Origin of the sequence: Streptomyces pseudovenezuelae, from assembly GCF_001513955.1 — a bacterium.
Lineage (GTDB): Bacteria > Actinomycetota > Actinomycetes > Streptomycetales > Streptomycetaceae > Streptomyces > Streptomyces pseudovenezuelae.
In genome coordinates this window covers 920,264-940,352 of sequence record NZ_KQ948145.1, presented here as the reverse complement: position 1 = coordinate 940,352, position 20,089 = coordinate 920,264, and the positions used below count along the sequence as shown (strand labels likewise).

Below are 20,089 nucleotides of genomic sequence, written 5' to 3'. Positions count from 1 at the left end.
GAGCCTGCCACCGAAAACCGTGCCGACATGCGCGGTCGCCGCCGTGAACGCGGCAGCAACGGGCCCGCCGAGGGTCCGGTGTTCGTCGACAATTCCGGGCGCCGCTCCCGGACGCTGCGCCGGATCGGCCTCCTCCTCGGCGTCCTGTCCCTCGGCTACGCCGTCGTGCTGGGCCTGGCCTTCATGGGCATCGGCGTCTCCAGCACCACCCTGCTGCCCTTCGCGAACGGCGGCCCCGGCGGTTCCTCGAACTCCGGCCCCGGCGGCCTCCAGCCGCAGGGCGGTGTCGGCACCCCGCCGTCGAGGCCCACGGGCACCCCGCCCACGGGCACCGCCACGGGCGCTCCGCCGAGCGCCGCCCCGACCGCGACCGCCTCCGCGGCCTCCAACTGACCGGAACGGCCCACCACATGACCACGACGACGCCCTCCCGCGGCCGCCGGCGTGCCCCCACCCGCATCGAGCGGGCGGCGGGCAAGGCCGCGGCGCTGCAGAAACCGCGGGTCATCCTCGCCCTGCTGCTCCTGCTCGGTCTGACCAGCGTGATGCTGCTCGACGGCTATCTGCGCGCCGAGGTCGGCGGCGACCAGCGGGTGCGCGACGGCGCCAGCTCCAGCAAGGTCCCCGACAAGATCATCAACGGCGGGCCGATCATCAGCTTCCGGGGCGGCCGGGCCACCACGACCTCCGTGCCCTCCGAGACGATCGCGCTCACCTTCGACGACGGCCCGAACCCGACGTACACGCCCCGGGTCCTGAAGATCCTGGAGAAGTACGACGTCCCGGCGACCTTCTTCCTGGTCGGCTCGATGGTCTCGCGCTACCCGGGGATCGTGAAGGACATGGTCGACCAGGGCAATGAGGTGGGTATCCACACCTTCACCCACGTCGACCTCTCCTACCAGAGCGACGCCCGCATCCGGCGCGAGATGACCCAGACGCAGCTCGCCCTCGCGGGCGCGGCCGGCATCACCACCACGCTGTTCCGGGCGCCGTACTCCTCGGAGACGGACGCCATCGACAACTACAGCTGGCCCGTCTACAAGAAGCTCGGCCAGGAGGGCTACACCAGCGTCTTCGTCGACACCGACAGCGACGACTGGAAGAAGCCGGGGGTCTCGAAGATCGTCAAGTGGGCCACCCCGTCCGGGACCTCGGGCGCCTCGGTGCTGATGCACGACGCCGGCGGCGACCGTGAACAGACGATCAAGGCGCTGCCGGAGTACATCGAGAAGATGCGGGCGAAGGGCTACACCTTCACCACCATCAGCGGGGTCATCGAGGCGCAGAACACGAACAGCGGTCCGGCGGACGGGCAGACGGGCCCGCAGCCCCAGGGGGCGGCGAACGGCCGGAACACCGACGCCACCGACCGCCTCCAGGCCGCGCACCGCGAGGCCACCGGCGCGACCCTCTACGAGGGCAAGGCGCTCGTCGCGGCGGTCGCCGTCGCCGAGTACACCGTGCCCACGCTGTCGGTCGGGCTGGTGATCGTGGGCGTGGCCGTCATGGGGCGGTTCGGGATGATGCTGATCCTCGCCCGCCGCCACTACCGGCAGCGCAACAAACGCCGCTTCAGCTGGGGGCCCACGGTCACCCGGCCGGTGACGGTGATCGTCCCGGCGTACAACGAGAAGGAGTGCATCGCCAACACCCTGGAGTCGCTGGCGAGGAGCACGCATCCGATCGAGGTCATCGTCGTCGACGACGGCTCCTCGGACGGCACCTCCGAGATCGCCCGCGAGGCGGCCCGCTCCCTGGGCATGACGAACGTCCGCGTCATCCGCCAGGAGAACGCGGGCAAGCCGGCCGCCCTCAACAACGGGGTGCGCAGCGCCAGCCACGACATCGTCGTGATGATGGACGGCGACACCGTCTTCGAGCCGGACACCGTACGGCAGCTGGTGCAGCCCTTCGCGAACCCGGAGGTCGGCGCGGTCGCCGGCAACGCCAAGGTCGGCAACCGCGACACGGTCATCGGCGCCTGGCAGCACATCGAGTACGTGATGGGCTTCAACCTCGACCGCCGGATGTACGACCTGCTGCGCTGCATGCCCACCATCCCGGGCGCGATCGGCGCGTTCCGCCGCGAGGCGGTCCTCCAGGTCGGCGGCATGAGCGAGGACACCCTCGCCGAGGACACCGACATCACCATCGCGATGCACCGCGCGGGCCGGCGGGTCGTCTACCAGGAGCACGCCCGCGCGTGGACCGAGGCGCCCGGCTCCCTCAAGCAGCTGTGGTCGCAGCGCTACCGGTGGTCGTACGGCACCATGCAGGCGCTCTGGAAGCACCGCAGGTCCCTCACCGACAAGGGTCCCTCGGGCCGCTTCGGCCGGGTCGGCATGCCGCTCGTGGTGATCTTCCAGATCGTCACGCCGGTCTTCGCCCCGCTGATCGACGTGTTCACCGCCTACTCGATGATCTTCGTCGACTTCCGGGCGGCGCTGTACGCCTGGCTCGCGGTCCTCGGCATCCAGCTCGTGTGCGCGGCGTACGCCTTCAAGCTGGACAAGGAGAAGTACCGCTATCTGCTGATGATGCCGCTCCAGCAGCTGGCCTACCGCCAGATGATGTACCTCGTCCTGATCCACTCCTGCATCACCGCGCTCACCGGCGGCCGCCTGCGCTGGCAGAAACTGAAGCGGACCGGCGAGGTCGGGACGCCGGCGGGGGCGGGCCGATGAGCTGGGAGCAGCAGGGGTACCAGCCGCAGGGATACCAGCCGCAGGGGTATCCGCAGCAGTACCAGGGATACGGGCCCGAGTACGGGTACCCGGAGTACGCACAGCAGCCCTGTCAGCAGCAGTACGTCGATCACGGGCAGAGCGCGGAGCCGGTGCCGTACGCGACAGCCCCCTTGCCGGTGGTGGAGCCGGAACCGGAGCCACCGGCTCCCGCTGCTCCCACCGACGCCGAGGCGGAGGAGGAGAAGCCTCCGTCTCGGCCCTCCGGCCGTGACCGCTACTTCGACACACTGCGGGCCGTCGCGCTGATCCGGGTCGTCACCTATCACACCTTCGGGTGGGCCTGGGCCGGCATGGTCTTCCCCTCCATGGGCATCATGTTCGGCCTGGCCGGGACGCTGATGGCGAAGTCCCTGGAGCGCCCGGCCGCCACGGTGATCAGGAGCCGGCTGCGCCGCCTGCTGCCCCCGTTCTGGTTCTGGGGCGTCTTCGTGGTCCTCGCGATGCTGGTCCACGGCTGGATGCCGGGCCGGCAGATCGTCTACTGGATCGTGCCGCTCGGCGATCCGCCGGGCAACGCGTGGGGCGAGCAGGCCTGGGAGATCCTCTGGTACCTGCGGACGTACCTGTGGTTCGTCCTGCTGTCCCCGGTGCTGCTGAAGGTCTTCCGGCTCGCGCCGGTCCCCGTCCTGCTGCTGTCCCTCGCCCCGATCGTGGCCTTCCACTTCCTGTGGGAGCCCCCGGACGACCGCCTCGGCAGCGCGCTCACCGACCTGGCGACCTTCCTGTTCTGCTGGATCCTCGGTTTCGCCCACCGGGACGGGGTCCTGGAGCGGCTGAGGCCGGCGGCCGTCGTCCTGCTCTCGCTCGCCGCGATCGGGTTCGGCGGCTGGTACGCCGTCACCCACCAGGCCGAGACCGGGTCGTACGACCTCGACGACATCCCCCTCGCGCAGGCCTTCTGGTCCGCCGGGTACGTGCTGCTGCTGATGTGGGCCAAGTCCTGGTTCGGGATCGACTTCGCCTGGCTGACCCGCTTCCGGCGGACCGACCGGGTCGTGACGGTCTTCAACTCCCGGGCGGTGACGATCTACCTGTGGCACGAGATCGCGCTGATCCTGGCCGTGCCGCTGATCGACCAGTTCTGGAACGTGCCCGCGTTCGAGAAGTGGCTGCCGCTGGAGAGCCAGTGGTTCATGTTCGGCGTCGGCTGGATCCTGATCGCGGTGTTCGTCCTGGTGTGCGGATGGGTGGAGGACGTGGCCGGGAAGAAGAAGCCGCAGCTACTTCCGGGAGGGCGGCCTGCAAGAATGGGGACGTGACCCGCGCTTCCCTGAACAAGCAGCCGCACGAAGTCGCCTCGATGTTCGACGACGTGGCGGAACGGTACGACCTGACCAACGACGTGCTGTCGCTCGGCCAGGACCGGGTGTGGCGCAAGGAGGTCGCCAGGGCCGTCGACGCCCGCCCCGCCCAGAAGATCCTGGACCTCGCGGCGGGCACGGCCACCTCGTCGCTGCCCTTCGCCCGCACCGGCGCCTATGTCGTGCCCTGCGACTTCTCGATCGGCATGCTCCGGGTCGGCAAGCGCAACCACTCCTGGCTGCCGTTCACCGCGGGCGACGCGACGAGGCTGCCCTTCAAGGACGACACCTTCGACGCCGTCACCATCTCCTTCGGGCTGCGCAACGTCCAGGACACCGACGCCGCGCTGCGCGAGATGTACCGGGTGACCAGGCCCGGCGGCCGGGTCGTGATCTGCGAGTTCTCGCACCCGACCTGGGCGCCGTTCCGCACGGTCTACACCGAGTACCTGATGCGCACCCTGCCGCCGGTCGCCCGCGCGGTCTCCTCCAACCCCGACGCCTACGTGTACCTCGCCGAGTCCATCCGTGCCTGGCCGGACCAGCCGGCCCTGGCGGAGCGCCTCCAGAAGGCGGGCTGGTCGAAGGTGGCCTGGCGGAACCTGACGGGCGGGATCGTGGCTCTGCACCGGGGCGTCAAGGAGAGCTGAGCCGCTCCGGGGCCGAGGTCAGAGCCCCGTCACGCAGCGGACCACGTAGGGATCGCCCGGCTCGTCCAGCTCGCGCTGGAGGCCGCCGCTCGGAGGGTGGGGGATGCGGGGCTCGCGGATGCCTCCGCCGCCCTCACCCGGGCCGAGGTCGAACCACACGTACACCACCGAGTCCCGCGGCACCTCCGCACCGGCCTGCGGGTACTGGCGTACGACATAGTCGACGACGGCCTGATGGAAGTCCCTGCGATCCGGCGCGTTGACGAACAGGCCCTGCGCCTGCGCCGTCTCGCGCGCGTCCACGGCCATGAGTCCGACCAGTCGCGGTACGCGCACTTCGGGCGTCTTGGGTGGTATGCGCACAGATGTCACCCCCAGCGGTACTGGCAGGGTAACTCCGGCCCGACGGCGACCGGAAGTACCGGGTGTCTTTCTGTAGCAGACCGCTACTCCGGGTGACCGTCCCGCAGGGAGAGCCGGAAGCACAGCGCCTCTTCCGCGAACCGGGGGTGCGGGAAGGTCTCCGCGAGTTCCATGCCGAGGCGCTTGGTGACCGCGATCGACCGTTCGTTGCCGGGTCTGACCATCGCCACCACGTCCGTGACGCCCGCCGCTCTGAGCCGCTCCAGCGTCAGCCGCGCGGCCACGGTGGCGTACCCCCGGCCCCAGTACGCCCGCCCGAGCCGCCACCCGATCTCGATCTCGCCCGTCGGCCCCCAGTCCTGCGGCCACGGCTGGGCCCCGGTGAAGCCGATGACCCGGCCGTCCTCGTCGACCATGGTCCACAGGCAGAAACCGCGCTCGGCGTCGTGCCGGCGCTGCCGCGCGGTGAGCTCCTCGTAGACGTACAGCTCCGCCGACCTGCCGCCGTGGAACTCCATGACGTCCGGGTCGTCGAAGACGCGGTGCCAGGCGACGGCGTCCTCGTCGGTGGGGACGCGCAGCCGTACGACGGGCAGAGCTCGGTCCATGGGGCAGCCCTTCAGCCGGGTGATCAATTCTGCTGAATAGACTGCCCATGTCCAGTGCCGGTCGGCACGCGGATTCAGAACTTGATTCCGAACTTGATTCCGAGCCTGGGGAGATCCCGCCGTGACCGAGCCCCTGTCCGAGAACACCGCCGATGTCATCGTCGTCGGCGCGGGGCCGGCCGGCTCCACGACCGCGTACCACCTCGCCAAGTCCGGACTCGACGTGCTCCTGCTGGAGAAGACCGAGTTCCCGCGCGAGAAGGTCTGCGGCGACGGCCTCACCCCGCGCGCCACCAAGCAGCTCGTGGCCATGGGCATCGACATCTCCGAAGAGGCCGGCTGGCTGCGGAACAAGGGCCTCCGCATCATCGGCGGCGGCGTACGCCTCCAGCTCGACTGGCCGGAGCTGGCCTCCTTCCCCGACTACGGCCTCGTCCGCAAGCGCGACGACTTCGACGAGCAGCTCGCCCGCCAGGCCCAGAAGGCCGGGGCGCGGCTCTACGAGCGCTGCAACGTCGGTGCCCCGATCGTCGACGACCGCACCGGCCGCATCACCGGCGTCCACGCGAAGCTCGGCGAGGAGAAGCGCGAAGTCACCTTCCACGCGCCCCTCGTGGTCGCCGCCGACGGCAACTCCACCCGGCTCTCCCTCGCGATGGGCCTGCACCGCCGCGAGGACCGCCCGATGGGCGTGGCCGTACGGACGTACTTCGAGAGCCCGCGCCACGACGACGATTACCTGGAGTCCTGGCTGGAGCTGTGGGACCGCCGCGGCCCCGGCGAGGACCGGCTGCTGCCCGGCTACGGCTGGATCTTCGGCATGGGCGACGGCACCTCCAACGTCGGCCTCGGCGTCCTGAACACCTCCGACTCCTTCAAGGAGCTCGACTGGCGCGAGGTGCTGAAGGCCTGGTGCGCCTCGATGCCGGAGGACTGGGGCTACACCCCGGAGAACATGACCGGCCCGATCCGCGGCGCCGCCCTGCCGATGGCCTTCAACCGCCAGCCGCACTACACCAAGGGCCTGCTCCTGGTCGGCGACGCCGGCGGCATGGTCAACCCCTTCAACGGCGAGGGCATCGCCTACGCCATGGAGTCCGGCCAGATCGCCGCCGACGTCATCGTCCAGGCCCACGCCCGCGCCACGCCCGCCCAGCGGGAGATCGCCCTGCAGCGCTACCCGCAGGTCCTCAAGGACACCTACGGCGGCTACTACACGCTGGGCCGCGCCTTCGTGAAGCTCATCGGCAACCCGAAGGTCATGAAGATCGCGGCCCAGCGCGGCCTGACACACCCGCTGCTCATGAAGTTCACCCTGAAGATGCTCGCCAACCTCACCGACCCCACGGGCGGCGACGCGATGGACCGGATCATCAACGGGCTGAGCAAGGTGGCGCCGAAGGCGTGACGGGAGCCCCGTCGCGGGGGCATGTTGGAGGTATGGACGCAGGGGTCGCGTTACCCGTCTTCGTCATCCTCATCGCGGTGTCGGTGTGGGCGCTGGTCCACTCCCTGAGGCGCTGACGATGCCCTGAGCACCGTTCAGCGCCTCCTCGCGGTCCGGCCCGGACAGCCGGTCCAGATACGCGTGCCCGTTCACATGGTCGGCTCTCGTGGGCCAGGCAGCGCGCGAAGTGCAGCCTGCGCCCGCCCGGGTCGAGCTGGGCGAGCACCAGGCTGACGATGTGTCCGACATGCCGGACGCCGTCGTCGTCCGGACGGCCGTGGACGAAGAGCCGCGGTCCGACACCGACCTGGTTCGCCGCGAGGCCCGCCGCGGTGAGATCGGGCCCGAACTCGGTCCCGTCCCGGCACGGCCTGTGGGGCACCTCCTCGCCGACCTCGGTGGGCCCGGGGCGAGTCGGGGACATACATCCCCATCCGACCCGTACAGGACAACGGAAGGGCCGCAGCCCCCGAGCGGCTGCGGCCCTTCCGTGCGTTCGTGCTGTCCCGGTGACCGATGTCCCCGGGTGTCCCGATGTCAGAGCACCCGCACCGCGCCGGTCGGCGGGTCGTAGGACAGCGGCTTCTCGGCCACACCGGTCGAGGGGTTCTGCGCGCCGACGAACATGCCGTCGCCCACGTACACCGCCACGTGGTACGCGCTGCCCGCGCTGCCCCAGTACAGGATGTCGCCCGGCTGGAGGTTGCTCAGCGAGACCTGGGTGCCCGCGGTCGACTGGTCCTGCGAGACGCGCGGCAGGTCGACGCCGATCTGGCTGAACGCCGCCTGCACGAGGCCCGAGCAGTCCCACGAGTTGGGGCCGGTGCCGCCGGAGACGTACGCGTCACCGACCTGAGCCTTCACGAAGGCGATGACGGCCGCGGCCGAACCGGTGGCCGTGGACGAGCTCGTGGAGACACTGGCGCTCGCCGAGGCGGACAGGGTGGTCCGCTCCGAGCTGCGCGAGGCGGCCTCCTCGGCGGCGGCCCTGCGGGCCTCCTCGGCCTTCTTCTTGGCCTCCGCCTTCTTCTTGGCCTCCGCGAGGTCCGCCTTGGCCTGCTTCGCGGCCTTTGCGGCGGCCGCGTCACGCTCGGCCTGCAGCTGGTAGTTGGCGGCCGCCTGCTGCATCGCGTCGGCGGACTCGGCGACCTGGCTGCCCAGGTCGGCCGAGAGGGTGGGCAGTTCGAGGGTCTGCGTCGTCGACTCGGCGGCGAACGCCGAAGCCGACGCGCCCGCCGCTGCCATGCTGAGCACGCCACCGGCGACTCCGGCACGCACGGCGATCGAAGTCGTCGCGCTGCGGCGGGGTTTCCGGTGGCTGCGTATGTGAGCGGTGTGGGACATGAGACCAACTGGTATCAGGGGCTCCTCCATACCTTCAAGAAACGTGTGCTGCGCCACAGTTGTTCAATCGGTGGCCCGAAAACCCGGTGGCTCACTCTTTATTGACGCCGTAACGGACATTGCGGACTCACGTGATCATGGCCGTGATCATGGCCTTTCGCTGTTACGCCCGAATTGCCCCGCAGCTACCACCGGTTGGGGCCGATGGCCAAGCCCCCTTCCTGGGGAGCTCCTGTGGATGTGGCGGAGGTCACGCAACGGTTACGGCGACGGCTGCGTCCGGAGAGTGCCGACGCTCGTGAATGTGTGCACGCGTCCACACTCGTCCTCGCGCCTCCCCCTGATGTGTGAACGCGGTCCTCTATCAAGCGGTCGCGTCCACCGCCAATTTGCATGCAGGGGAAGCCTCTTGATATGGAGACGCCTCTTCCGACCTGCGCCGACTAGCGGAAATGTCACCTCTGGTGATCACTCGGACGCTTCTCGTGTGAAGATCACCGCTGATCCGACTTCATGATCCTTCGTCTGGTGGTGGAGATCACAAAGCTTGTGCAATACCCCGTGTCGCAGATCACAGACCGGCGGGCATAAGATGCGGGTCAGTTGGGCTTGTGACCTGCTTCACATGTTCGCGATCTTCGTCGGGACGGACGGAGGTCAGAGGGACGTATGAGGAGGGTGTGAGTCCGATGCCATCGCCAGCAGTCAGTGCCGACTGAGAGGAGCGAGGAGCGGTGAACGCTTATGCGCCCATCCTCGTACTGGGAGCCCTCGGGGCAGGCTTTGCGATCTTCTCCGTGGTCATGGCCACGCTGATCGGTCCGAAGCGGTACAACCGGGCCAAGCTCGAGGCCTACGAGTGCGGAATCGAGCCGACCCCCACGCCGGCCGGCGGCGGGCGCTTCCCCATCAAGTACTACCTGACGGCGATGCTCTTCATCGTCTTCGACATCGAGATCGTCTTCCTCTACCCCTGGGCTGTCACCTTCGACGCCCTGGGTGTTTTCGGGCTCGTGGAGATGCTGCTCTTCGTGCTCACCGTCTTCGTCGCGTACGCGTACGTATGGCGGCGCGGCGGCCTGGAATGGGACTGAGGGGCCTTTAACTCATGGGACTCGAAGAAAAGCTGCCGAGCGGCTTCCTGCTGACCACCGTCGAGCAGGCCGCGGGCTGGGTGCGCAAGGCGTCCGTCTTCCCGGCCACGTTCGGCCTCGCCTGCTGTGCCATCGAGATGATGACCACCGGCGCCGGACGCTACGACCTGGCCCGCTTCGGCATGGAGGTCTTCCGCGGCTCACCCCGCCAGGCGGACCTCATGATCGTCGCCGGCCGGGTCAGCCAGAAGATGGCGCCGGTGCTCAGGCAGGTCTACGACCAGATGCCGAACCCCAAGTGGGTCATCTCCATGGGGGTCTGCGCCTCCTCGGGCGGCATGTTCAACAACTACGCGATCGTGCAGGGCGTCGACCACATCGTGCCGGTCGACATCTATCTGCCCGGCTGCCCGCCACGGCCCGAGATGCTGATGGACGCCATTCTCAAGCTCCACCAGAAGATCCAGTCCTCCAAGCTCGGCGTGAACGCCGAGGAGGCCGCCCGCGAGGCGGAGGAGGCGGCGCTCAAGGCCCTGCCCACGATCGAGATGAAGGGGCTGCTGCGGTGAGCGACGCGAACGGGGTGAACCCCGAGAAGGACCTTGGCGCCTCCAACCTCCCCGGCCAGCGCGGCGACGGCGGCGAGGAGATCCGCGTCCAGCGTGGCATGTTCGGCGCGAACAACGGCGGCGACACCTCCGGCTACGGCGGCCTGGTCCGCTCCATCCGGCTCCCGGGAGAGGCCACCCGCCCCTACGGCGGCTGGTTCGACGAGGTCGCCGACGAACTGGATGGCGCCCTGGAGGAGCAGGGACTGCTCCCCGGCAACGCGATCGAGAAGACGGTCGTCGACCGCGGCGAGATCACCTTCCACATCGAGCGCGAGCACCTGCTGCGCGTCGCGCAGACCCTGCGTGACGACCCGGCCCTGCGCTTCGAGCTCTGCACCGGCGTCAGCGGGGTCCACTACCTCCACGACAAGGGCCGCGAGCTGCACGCCGTCTACCACCTGCGCTCGATCACCCACAACCGGCTGATCCGCCTGGAGGTCAGCGCCCCGGACGCGGACCCGCACATCCCGTCCCTGGTCTCGGTGTATCCGACCAACGACTGGCACGAGCGCGAGACCTACGACTTCTTCGGGATCGTCTTCGACGGTCACCCGGCGCTGACGCGGATCATGATGCCGGACGACTGGCAGGGCCATCCGCAGCGCAAGGACTACCCCCTCGGCGGCATCCCCGTCGAGTACAAGGGCGCCCAGATCCCGGCTCCGGACCAGCGGAGGTCGTACTCATGAGCACGCAGCACGCATCCGCCTCCGCCGCCTCGGCGCGCGAGACCACCGAGGGCACCGTCTACACGGTCACCGGTGGCGACTGGGACGAGGTCGTCCAGAGCGCGGCCAAGGCCGACGACGAGCGCATCGTCGTCAACATGGGGCCCCAGCACCCCTCCACCCACGGGGTGCTCCGCCTGATCCTGGAGATCGACGGCGAGACGGTCACCGAGGCCCGCTGCGGCATCGGCTACCTCCACACCGGCATCGAGAAGAACCTCGAGTTCCGCACGTGGACGCAGGGCACCACGTTCGTGACGCGCATGGACTACCTGACGTCCTTCTTCAACGAGACCGCCTACTGCCTCGCCGTCGAGAAGCTCCTCGGCATCGAGGACCAGATCCCCGACCGGGCCACCCTCATCCGGGTGCTCCTGATGGAGCTGAACCGGCTCTCCTCGCACCTGGTGTGCATCGCCACCGGCGGCATGGAACTCGGCGCCACCACGATCATGATCTACGGATTCCGTGATCGTGAAATGATTCTCGACATCTACGAGCTCATCACGGGCCTGAGGATGAACCACGCGTACATCCGCCCCGGCGGACTCGCGCAGGACCTGCCGCCCGGCGCGGTGGACCACATCCGCGAGTTCGTGAAGAAGATGAAGAAGAACCTCCCGGAGTACGACAAGCTCGCCACCGGGAACCCCATCTTCAAGGCCCGTATGCAGGACGTCGGCTATCTGGACCTGGCGGGCTGCATGGCCCTCGGCGCCACCGGCCCCATCCTGCGCTCCACGGGCCTGCCGCACGACCTGCGCAAGTCGCAGCCCTACTGCGGCTACGAGACCTACGACTTCGACATCCCGACCGCCGACACCTGCGACTCCTACGGCCGCTTCCTGATCCGTCTGGAGGAGATGCGCCAGTCGCTCAGGATCATCGAGCAGTGTCTGGACCGGCTCCAGCCCGGACCGGTCATGGTCGCCGACAAGAAGATCGCCTGGCCCGCCCAGCTCGCCCTGGGACCCGACGGGCTCGGCAACTCCCTCGACCACATCAAGAAGATCATGGGCACCTCCATGGAGGCCCTGATCCACCACTTCAAGCTGGTCACCGAGGGCTTCCGCGTGCCGCCGGGACAGGCGTACGCGGCAGTCGAGTCGCCCAAGGGCGAACTCGGGGTGCACGCCGTGTCCGACGGCGGCACCCGCCCCTTCCGGGTCCATTTCCGCGACCCGTCCTTCACCAACCTTCAGGCCATGGCGGCGATGTGCGAGGGCGGCCAGGTCGCCGACGTCATCGTCGCTGTCGCGTCCATCGACCCCGTGATGGGAGGCGTCGACCGGTGACCACGAGTCCTTCCGAGCGGGGCGTCAGCCTGGGCATGCCCGAACTGCCCGCACCCGCTTACCCGGACGACGTCCGAGCCCGGCTGGAGACGGACGCGCGCGAGATCATCGCCCGCTACCCGGACTCCCGCTCGGCGCTCCTGCCGTTGCTGCACCTCGTGCAGGCGGAGGAGGGCCATGTCACCCGCACCGGCATGCAGTTCTGCGCGGACGTGCTGGAGCTGACCACGGCGGAGGTCACCGCGGTGGCCACCTTCTACACCATGTACCGGCGCAGGCCCTCCGGTGACTACCAGGTGGGCGTCTGCACCAACACGCTGTGCGCGGTGATGGGCGGCGACGCGATCTTCTCCGAGCTGCAGGAGCACCTGGGCGTAGGCAACGGCGAGACCACCGACGACGGCAAGGTCACCCTGGAGCACATCGAGTGCAACGCGGCCTGCGACTTCGCGCCGGTCGTGATGGTCAACTGGGAGTTCTTCGACAACCAGACCCCGGACACCGCCAAGCGGCTCGTCGACGACCTGCGCGCGGGGCGTCCCGTCGAGCCCACGCGCGGGGCGCCGCTGTGCACCTTCAAGGAGACCGCGCGGATCCTCGCCGGCTTCCCCGACGAGCGGCCCGGAGCCGTCGAGGCGAGCGGCGGAGCGGGACCCGCGTCACTGGTGGGCCTCCGCCTGGCCAGGGGAGAGACCGCACCCGCGCGCGTGGTCCATCCGCGCGAAGGATCGTCGCAGGACGGCGACGGCGCACCGCAGGACAGGGGCGCCCCCGAGCCGTCCCCGTCGGAGCACCCGAGCTCGCACGACGCGCCACAGGACACGTCGGCCTCCGACCCGGCCCATCCGGCCGGGCCCGCCGCCGAGGAGGGGGAGTGATGACCTTGGCACCCGAACTGAAGGACACCAGTCCCGAGAAGCTGCTCGCACCCGTGCTGTCGGCCTTCTGGGACGAGGACGAGTCCTGGACGCTGGACGTCTACAAGAGGCACGAGGGCTACGAGGGGCTCCGCAAGGCGCTCGCGATGTCGCCGGACGACCTGATCGCGTACGTCAAGGACTCCGGTCTGCGCGGCCGCGGCGGCGCCGGATTCCCCACCGGGATGAAATGGCAGTTCATCCCGCAGGGAGATGGAAAGCCCCACTATCTAGTTGTCAACGCCGACGAGTCGGAGCCCGGGACCTGCAAGGACATCCCGCTCCTCTTCGCGAACCCGCACAGCCTCATCGAGGGCATGATCATCGCGTGTTACGCCATCAGGTCTTCGCATGCCTTCATCTATCTCCGCGGTGAAGTCGTCCCTGTACTGCGGCGGTTGCACTCGGCCGTGAGCGAGGCCTACGCGGCCGGCTACCTCGGGAAGAACATCCTGGGCAGCGGCCTCGATCTCGACATCACCGTGCACGCGGGCGCCGGCGCGTACATCTGCGGTGAGGAGACCGCACTGCTCGACTCGCTCGAAGGCCGCCGTGGCCAACCGCGGCTCCGTCCCCCCTTCCCTGCGGTCGCGGGCCTCTACGCCTGCCCGACTGTTGTGAATAACGTGGAGTCGATCGCGTCGGTTCCCGCGATTCTCCAAAGGGGGAAAGACTGGTTCAGGTCGATGGGCAGCGAGAAGTCCCCGGGCTTCACGCTGTACTCGCTCAGCGGCCACGTCGCGAGCCCCGGCCAGTACGAGGCCCCGCTCGGCATCACACTGCGCCAGCTGCTGGAGATGAGCGGCGGCATGCGGCCGGGCCACCGGCTGAAGTTCTGGACGCCGGGCGGCTCCTCCACGCCGATGTTCACCGAGGAGCACCTCGACGTCCCCCTCGACTACGAGGGCGTCGGCGCCGCCGGTTCCATGCTCGGCACCAAGGCCCTGCAGTGCTTCGACGAGACGACCTGCGTCGTGCGCGCCGTCACCCGCTGGACCGAGTTCTACGCCCACGAGTCCTGCGGCAAGTGCACCCCGTGCCGTGAAGGCACCTACTGGCTCGTGCAGTTGCTGCGCGACATCGAGGCCGGCAAGGGCGTCATGGCCGACCTCGACAAGCTCAACGACATCGCCGACAACATCAACGGCAAGTCCTTCTGCGCCCTCGGCGACGGCGCCGCCTCGCCGATCTTCTCCTCGCTCAAGTACTTCCGCGAGGAGTACGAGCAGCACATCACGGGCCGCGGCTGCCCGTTCGACCCGGCCAAGTCGACGGTCTGGGCCGACTCCCGCACGGAGGTGAACGCATGACCGTGACCACCAGCACTCCCTCGGGCGGGGGAGAGGCGGCGGTCCCGCCGGAGGATCTCGTCTCGCTGACGATCGACGGCGCCGAGATCAGCGTGCCCAAGGGCACCCTGGTCATCCGGGCCGCCGAACAGCTCGGCATCGAGATCCCCCGGTTCTGCGACCACCCCCTCCTCGACCCGGCCGGCGCCTGCCGGCAGTGCATCGTCGAGGTCGAGGGCCAGCGCAAGCCGATGGCCTCCTGCACCATCACCTGCACCGACGGGATGGTGGTGAAGACCCACCTCACCTCGCCGGTCGCCGAGAAGGCCCAGCACGGTGTGATGGAGCTCCTCCTCATCAACCACCCGCTGGACTGCCCGGTCTGCGACAAGGGCGGCGAGTGCCCCCTGCAGAACCAGGCGATGTCCCACGGGCAGTCCGAGTCCCGCTTCGAGGGCAAGAAGCGCACCTACGAGAAGCCCGTCCCGATCTCCACCCAGGTGCTGCTCGACCGCGAGCGCTGCGTGCTGTGCGCCCGTTGTACCCGCTTCTCCAACCAGATCGCCGGCGACCCGATGATCGAGCTGATCGAGCGGGGCGCGCTCCAGCAGGTCGGCACCGGCGAGGGCGACCCCTTCGAGTCGTACTTCTCCGGGAACACCATCCAGATCTGTCCGGTCGGCGCGCTCACCTCGGCGGCGTACCGGTTCCGCTCCCGCCCCTTCGACCTGGTGTCCTCCCCGAGCGTGTGCGAGCACTGCTCCGGCGGCTGCGCCACCCGCACCGACCACCGGCGCGGCAAGGTCATGCGCAAGCTCGCGGCCAACGACCCCGAGGTCAACGAGGAGTGGATCTGCGACAAGGGGCGCTTCGCCTTCCGGTACGCCCAGCAGCGGGACCGGCTGGAGCACCCGCTGGTCCGCAACCCCGAGGGCGAGCTGGTGCCGGCGTCCTGGCCCGAGGCGCTCCAGATCGCGGCGCAGGGGCTGCTCGCCTCGCGCGGCCGGGCCGGGGTCCTCACCGGCGGCCGCCTCACCATCGAGGACGCGTACGCGTACAGCAAGTTCACGCGCGTGGCGCTCGACACCAACGACATCGACTTCCGCGCGCGGGTGCACAGCAGCGAGGAGGCCGACTTCCTGGCCGCCCGGATCGCCGGCCACGGCCGTGACCTCGACGGTACGGGCGTCACGTACACCGCGCTGGAGAAGGCGCCGGCGGTCCTGCTGGTCGGGTTCGAGGCCGAGGAGGAGGCGCCCGGCGTCTTCCTGAGGCTGCGCAAGGCCTGGCGCGGGCACGGCCAGAAGGTCTTCTCGCTCGCCACCCACGCCACGCGCGGCCTGGAGAAGGCGGGCGGCACACTGCTGCCGGCCGCCCCCGGCACCGAGACCGAGTGGCTGGACGCGCTGGCCGGCGGGGTCGGCCTGGAGGAGGACGGCAGCAGGGCCGCCGAGGCGCTGCGCACCGCGGGCGCGGTGATCGTCGTAGGCGAGCGGCTGGCCGCCGTGAAGGGCGGACTGACCGCCGCCGTACGGGCCGCCTCCGCGACCGGCGCGCAGCTGGTGTGGATCCCGCGGCGGGCCGGAGAGCGCGGTGCCCTCGAAGCGGGCGCGCTGCCGACGCTGCTGCCCGGCGGCCGCCCGGCCACCGACCCGCGCGCGCGTGACGAGGTCGCCTCGGTCTGGGGTGTGGCCGAACTCCCGCACCGCTACGGCCGGGACACCGGTCAGATCGTCGAGGCCGCCATGTCCGGCGAGCTTCAGGCACTGGTGGTCGCGGGCGTCGAGCTCGCGGACCTGCCCGACCCGGCACGCGCGCGTGAGGCGCTCCAGGAGGTCGGGTTCGTGGTGTCGCTGGAACTGCGTCCGAGTGAGGTCACCGAGCACGCGGACGTCGTCCTGCCGGTGGCCGCGGTCGCCGAGAAGGCCGGCACCTTCCTCAACTGGGAGGGCAGGGTGCGCTTCTTCGAGGCCGCGCTCAAGCCCGACCAGATGACCCGCCGGCTCGCGCCCACCGACGCGCGGGTGCTGCAGATGCTGGCCGACGCCATGGACGTCCACCTGGGTCTGCCGGATCTGCGCACCACGCGCGCGGAGATCGACCGGCTCGGCCCCTGGGACGGATCGCGCGGCACCGAGCCCTTCGAGACCGGGGCCCAGCTGCCGCGGCCCGCCGCCGGAGAGGCCGTGCTGGCCGGACACCGGCTGCTGCTCGACCAAGGTCTGCTCCAGCAGGGCGACGAGGCGCTCGCCGGGACCCGGCACGCGGCACGCGCGCGGCTGTCGGCCGCGACGGCTGCCGAGGTGGGCGTCAAGGAGGGCGACCTCCTCGCCGTGACCGGCAAGACCGGAGTCGTCGAACTGCCGCTGCAGATCACCGAGATGCCCGACCGCGTGGTCTGGCTCCCGCTGAACTCCACCGGCTCGGGCGTCGCCTCCGACGCCGGGGTGCTGCCCGGCTCCCTCGTCCACATCGGCCCGGCGACGCTCGCAGCCGAAGCTCCCAAGGAGGTGGAGGCATGAGCCCGTACCTCGCCGCGGAAGACCTCTCGATGTTCGGCACCGACCCCTGGTGGCTCGTCGTCATCAAGGCCGTCTTCTGCTTCGCCTTCCTGATGCTGACCGTGCTGTTCTCCATCGTGTGGGAGCGCAAGGTCGTCGCCTGGATGCAGCTGCGCATCGGGCCCAACCGGCACGGCCCCTGGGGCATGCTCCAGTCGCTCGCCGACGGCATCAAGCTGATGCTGAAGGAAGACGTCGTCGTCAAGCGCGCGGACAAGGTCGTCTACATCCTCGCGCCGATCGTCGCGGCCATCCCGGCCTTCATGGCGATCGCGGTGATCCCCTTCGGCCCGTCCGGCAACGAGATCTCGATCTTCGGCCACCGCACCGCGATGCAGCTCACCGACCTGCCGATCGCGATGCTCTACATCCTCGCGGTCGCCTCGGTCGGCATCTACGGCATCGTGCTCGCGGGCTGGAGCTCCGGGTCGACGTATCCGCTCCTGGGCGGCCTGCGCTCCTGCGCGCAGATGATCTCGTACGAGATCGCCATGGGCGCCGCCTTCGCCTCGGTGTTCCTCTACTCCGGATCGATGTCGACCTCGGCGATCGTCGAGGCGCAGCAGGACCGCTGGTACATCGTCCTGCTGCCGGTGTCCTTCATCATCTACGTCATCACCATGGTCGGCGAGACCAACCGCGCCCCCTTCGACATGCCGGAGTCCGAGGGCGACCTCGTGGGCGGCTTCAACACCGAGTACTCGTCGATCAAGTTCGCGCTGTTCATGCTCGCCGAGTACGTGAACATGGTGACGGTCTCGGCCGTGACGACCACGCTCTTCCTCGGCGGCTGGCGGGCCCCCTGGCCCATCAGCACCTTCTGGGAGGGCGCGAACCACGGCTGGTGGCCGCTGCTCTGGTTCGTGATCAAGGTGCAGCTGCTGCTGTTCTTCTTCATCTGGCTGCGTGGCACGCTCCCGCGCGTCCGCTACGACCAGCTGATGAAGCTCGGCTGGAAGGTCCTCATCCCGGTCTCCGTGGTCTGGCTGATGCTCGTCGCGACCGTGCGGACCCTGCGCAACGAGAACTACGACTTCGCCGACATCGCGCTCTACGTCGGCGGCGGAGTCCTGGTCCTGCTGCTGCTCTCCTTCGTCGCGGACATGTTCCGCGAGAAGTCGAAGGCGGCCGCGGAGCCCGCCGAACAGCCGGCCGGATTCGACCCGATGGCGGGCGGATTCCCCGTCCCGCCGCTGCCCGGACAGGAGTTGCCGCCGGTGCCCCGGCGCCGCTCGCGTCAGGAGCGGGAGCTGATTGTCAGTGGCGGGCCCGATACTCACAGTGACGGACCGCTGACTGGTTCTACGGATGGAAAGGAGGCGTCCGATGGCTGAGGAGCCCAAGGAGACCAAGCCCGGTTTCATGAATCCCGTCGCCGGCTTCGGCGTGACCTTCAAGGCCATGTTCAAGAAGCGGCTGACCGAGCAGTACCCGGAGCAGCAGAAGACCACCGCTCCCCGGTTCCACGGACGGCACCAGCTCAACCGCCATCCGGACGGCCTGGAGAAGTGCGTCGGCTGCGAGCTGTGCGCCTGGGCCTGCCCCGCCGACGCCATCTATGTGGAGGGCGCCGACAACACCGACGAGGAGCGCTACTCCCCGGGCGAGCGGTACGGCCGCGTCTACCAGATCAACTACGCCCGCTGCATCCTGTGCGGGCTGTGCATCGAGGCGTGCCCCACGCGCGCGCTGACGATGACCAACGAGTTCGAACTGGCCGACTCCAGCCGCGCCAACCTCATCTTCACCAAGGAGCAGCTCCTCGCCGGCCTCGAAGAGGGCATGGTCGACTCGCCGCACGCCATCTACCCCGGCACGGACGAGCAGGACTACTACCGGGGCCTGGTCACGGAGGCCGCGCCCGGCACCGTGCCCCAGGTCGCCGTCTCCAAGGGCGAGGTGGTCCAGGAGGCCGACTCCACCTTCGGTGCGGACGAACCGGCGTCGGAGAAGGTGATCGGGCGATGAGCGCACCTCTCCAGCTCGCCGACGCGGCCACGCTGGCCGCCGACACCTCCACCGGCGAGGCCTTCCAGTTCTGGGTCCTCGGCACCGTCGCCGTGATCGGCGCCCTGTGCACCGTCTTCATGAAGAAGGCCGTGCACAGCGCCCTCTGCCTCGCCGGGACCATGATCATCCTGGCGGTGTTCTACCTCGCCAACGGCGCCTACTTCCTCGGCGTCGTCCAGATCGTCGTCTACACCGGCGCGATCATGATGCTGTTCCTGTTCGTGGTGATGCTCGTCGGCGTGACCGCGGCGGACTCCCTGAAGGAGACCATCAGGGGCCAGCGCTGGCTGGCCCTGGTGTGCGGGCTCGGCTTCGGCATCCTGCTCTTCGCCGGGATCGGCAACGCCTCGCTCAAGCAGTTCAACGGCCTCGCCCAGGCCAACGCCGGCGGCAATGTGGAGGGCCTGGCGACCCTCATCTTCACCAAGTACGTCTTCGCCTTCGAAATCACCGGCGCCCTGCTGATCACCGCCGCCGTCGGCGCCATGGTGCTCACCCACCGCGAGCGCACCGAGCGGGCCCTGACCCAGCGGGAGATGGCCGAGAAGCGCGTCCGCGAGGGCAAGCACCTCCCGCCGCTGCCCGCCCCCGGCGTCTACGCCCGGCACAACGCGGTGGACATCGCGGGCCTGCTGCCCGACGGCACCCCCTCCGAGCTCACGGTCAGCAAGACCCTGCGCGACCGCGGTCAGATCAGGGACGTGTCGACGGAGGCGCTGAACGACCTCAAGGCCCTCGAACAGCGCGCCGAGGAGCGCCTGGAGCGGACCGAGGTCGAACCGGCCACCTTCAAGAAGGAGGCGTCGAAGTGAACCCGGTCAACTACCTCTACCTCGCCGCCCTGTTGTTCACGATCGGCGCCACCGGCGTGCTGATCAGGCGCAACGCCATCGTCGTGTTCATGTGCATCGAGCTCATGCTCAACGCCTGCAACCTCGCGTTCGTCGCCTTCTCCCGGATGCACGGCAATCTCGACGGCCAGATCATCGCCTTCTTCACGATGGTCGTCGCCGCCGCGGAGGTCGTGGTCGGGCTCGCGATCATCGTGTCGCTGTTCCGTTCCCGCCACTCGGCCTCGGTCGACGACGCCAGCCTGATGAAGCTGTAAGGGGTCGCTGAAT

General features: G+C 69.4%; 19 protein-coding genes and 1 pseudogene. 16 read left to right on the top strand and 4 right to left on the bottom strand.

The annotated features are described in order from the left end of the window. Positions 1-27 precede the first annotated feature (27 nt). From AQI94_RS11650 to AQI94_RS11635, 4 genes are read left to right on the top strand one after another with little or no spacing between them, the layout of a single operon-like run. Complete coding sequence (locus AQI94_RS11650) at positions 28-393, top strand: hypothetical protein (protein WP_078902908.1); 366 nt, start codon at positions 28-30, stop codon at positions 391-393. A 17-nt stretch (positions 394-410) separates the two neighbouring features. Continuing rightward, positions 411-2,687, top strand: coding sequence for a bifunctional polysaccharide deacetylase/glycosyltransferase family 2 protein (locus AQI94_RS11645; protein WP_031056810.1), 2,277 nt, complete (start codon positions 411-413; stop codon positions 2,685-2,687). Then, positions 2,684-4,009 carry an acyltransferase family protein gene (locus AQI94_RS11640; RefSeq protein ID WP_037945054.1) on the top strand — a complete coding sequence of 442 codons (1,326 nt, stop codon included), beginning with the start codon at positions 2,684-2,686 and terminating at the stop codon, positions 4,007-4,009. Before AQI94_RS11645 ends, AQI94_RS11640 begins: the two co-directional genes overlap by 4 nt. Further along, entirely contained in the window at positions 4,006-4,701 is a 696-nt protein-coding gene (locus AQI94_RS11635; RefSeq protein ID WP_031056816.1) for a demethylmenaquinone methyltransferase, read from the top strand. The genes AQI94_RS11640 and AQI94_RS11635 overlap by 4 nt, the downstream gene beginning before the upstream one ends. Positions 4,702-4,719: 18 nt before the next feature. Here AQI94_RS11635 and AQI94_RS11630 read toward each other — a convergent pair whose 3' ends face one another. Both AQI94_RS11630 and AQI94_RS11625 read right to left on the bottom strand, forming a co-directional pair. After that, positions 4,720-5,037, bottom strand: a complete 318-nt coding sequence (locus tag AQI94_RS11630) for a PASTA domain-containing protein (RefSeq protein ID WP_037945056.1) — start codon at positions 5,035-5,037, stop codon at positions 4,720-4,722. A gap of 110 nt (positions 5,038-5,147) precedes the next feature. Further along, positions 5,148-5,672 carry a GNAT family N-acetyltransferase gene (locus tag AQI94_RS11625; protein ID WP_031056823.1) on the bottom strand — a complete coding sequence of 175 codons (525 nt, stop codon included), beginning with the start codon at positions 5,670-5,672 and terminating at the stop codon, positions 5,148-5,150. A 121-nt stretch (positions 5,673-5,793) separates the two neighbouring features. Here AQI94_RS11625 and AQI94_RS11620 point away from each other — a divergent pair, with 121 nt between their 5' ends. Beyond that, the gene (locus AQI94_RS11620; protein ID WP_031056825.1) at positions 5,794-7,080 is read left to right on the top strand and encodes a geranylgeranyl reductase family protein; all 1,287 of its coding nucleotides are present in this window, start codon (positions 5,794-5,796) and stop codon (positions 7,078-7,080) included. A 135-nt stretch (positions 7,081-7,215) separates the two neighbouring features. On the opposite strand, the pseudogene AQI94_RS42705 reads toward AQI94_RS11620, so the two are convergent. Next, positions 7,216-7,543 (bottom strand): annotated as a pseudogene (locus AQI94_RS42705) (peptide deformylase); the annotation flags it as partial. Positions 7,544-7,656: 113 nt separating this feature from the next. Beyond that, positions 7,657-8,463, bottom strand: coding sequence for a C40 family peptidase (locus AQI94_RS11615; protein ID WP_031056829.1), 807 nt, complete (start codon positions 8,461-8,463; stop codon positions 7,657-7,659). A gap of 734 nt (positions 8,464-9,197) precedes the next feature. On the opposite strand from AQI94_RS11615, the gene AQI94_RS11610 reads away from it, so the two are divergent. From AQI94_RS11610 to nuoK, 11 genes are read left to right on the top strand one after another with little or no spacing between them, the layout of a single operon-like run. Beyond that, positions 9,198-9,557 (top strand): NADH-quinone oxidoreductase subunit A, encoded by a 360-nt coding sequence (locus AQI94_RS11610; protein ID WP_007383963.1) that lies wholly within the window; start codon positions 9,198-9,200, stop codon positions 9,555-9,557. Positions 9,558-9,571: 14 nt separating this feature from the next. Further along, positions 9,572-10,126 (top strand): NuoB/complex I 20 kDa subunit family protein, encoded by a 555-nt coding sequence (locus tag AQI94_RS11605; protein WP_007383964.1) that lies wholly within the window; start codon positions 9,572-9,574, stop codon positions 10,124-10,126. Beyond that, entirely contained in the window at positions 10,123-10,857 is a 735-nt protein-coding gene (locus AQI94_RS11600) for an NADH-quinone oxidoreductase subunit C (protein ID WP_031056831.1), read from the top strand. Before AQI94_RS11605 ends, AQI94_RS11600 begins: the two co-directional genes overlap by 4 nt. After that, the gene (locus tag AQI94_RS11595) at positions 10,854-12,191 is read left to right on the top strand and encodes an NADH-quinone oxidoreductase subunit D (protein WP_031056834.1); all 1,338 of its coding nucleotides are present in this window, start codon (positions 10,854-10,856) and stop codon (positions 12,189-12,191) included. Before AQI94_RS11600 ends, AQI94_RS11595 begins: the two co-directional genes overlap by 4 nt. Then, the gene (gene nuoE, locus AQI94_RS11590) at positions 12,188-13,069 is read left to right on the top strand and encodes an NADH-quinone oxidoreductase subunit NuoE (RefSeq protein WP_031056835.1); all 882 of its coding nucleotides are present in this window, start codon (positions 12,188-12,190) and stop codon (positions 13,067-13,069) included. Before AQI94_RS11595 ends, nuoE begins: the two co-directional genes overlap by 4 nt. Beyond that, positions 13,069-14,418: an NADH-quinone oxidoreductase subunit NuoF gene (gene nuoF, locus AQI94_RS11585; RefSeq protein ID WP_031056838.1), complete on the top strand. Its 1,350-nt coding sequence runs from the start codon at positions 13,069-13,071 to the stop codon at positions 14,416-14,418. Before nuoE ends, nuoF begins: the two co-directional genes overlap by 1 nt. Continuing rightward, positions 14,415-16,919 (top strand): NADH-quinone oxidoreductase subunit G, encoded by a 2,505-nt coding sequence (locus AQI94_RS11580; RefSeq protein ID WP_031056842.1) that lies wholly within the window; start codon positions 14,415-14,417, stop codon positions 16,917-16,919. The genes nuoF and AQI94_RS11580 overlap by 4 nt, the downstream gene beginning before the upstream one ends. Further along, a complete protein-coding gene (nuoH, locus tag AQI94_RS11575) occupies positions 16,916-18,292 on the top strand; it encodes an NADH-quinone oxidoreductase subunit NuoH (RefSeq protein ID WP_031056844.1) in 1,377 nt (458 codons plus the stop codon). Before AQI94_RS11580 ends, nuoH begins: the two co-directional genes overlap by 4 nt. Beyond that, positions 18,285-18,926, top strand: coding sequence for an NADH-quinone oxidoreductase subunit NuoI (nuoI, locus tag AQI94_RS11570; RefSeq protein ID WP_020120587.1), 642 nt, complete (start codon positions 18,285-18,287; stop codon positions 18,924-18,926). Before nuoH ends, nuoI begins: the two co-directional genes overlap by 8 nt. After that, positions 18,923-19,780, top strand: a complete 858-nt coding sequence (locus AQI94_RS11565; protein WP_031056846.1) for an NADH-quinone oxidoreductase subunit J — start codon at positions 18,923-18,925, stop codon at positions 19,778-19,780. Before nuoI ends, AQI94_RS11565 begins: the two co-directional genes overlap by 4 nt. Beyond that, a complete protein-coding gene (gene nuoK, locus AQI94_RS11560; RefSeq protein WP_003974374.1) occupies positions 19,777-20,076 on the top strand; it encodes an NADH-quinone oxidoreductase subunit NuoK in 300 nt (99 codons plus the stop codon). Before AQI94_RS11565 ends, nuoK begins: the two co-directional genes overlap by 4 nt. Positions 20,077-20,089: the final 13 nt, after the last annotated feature.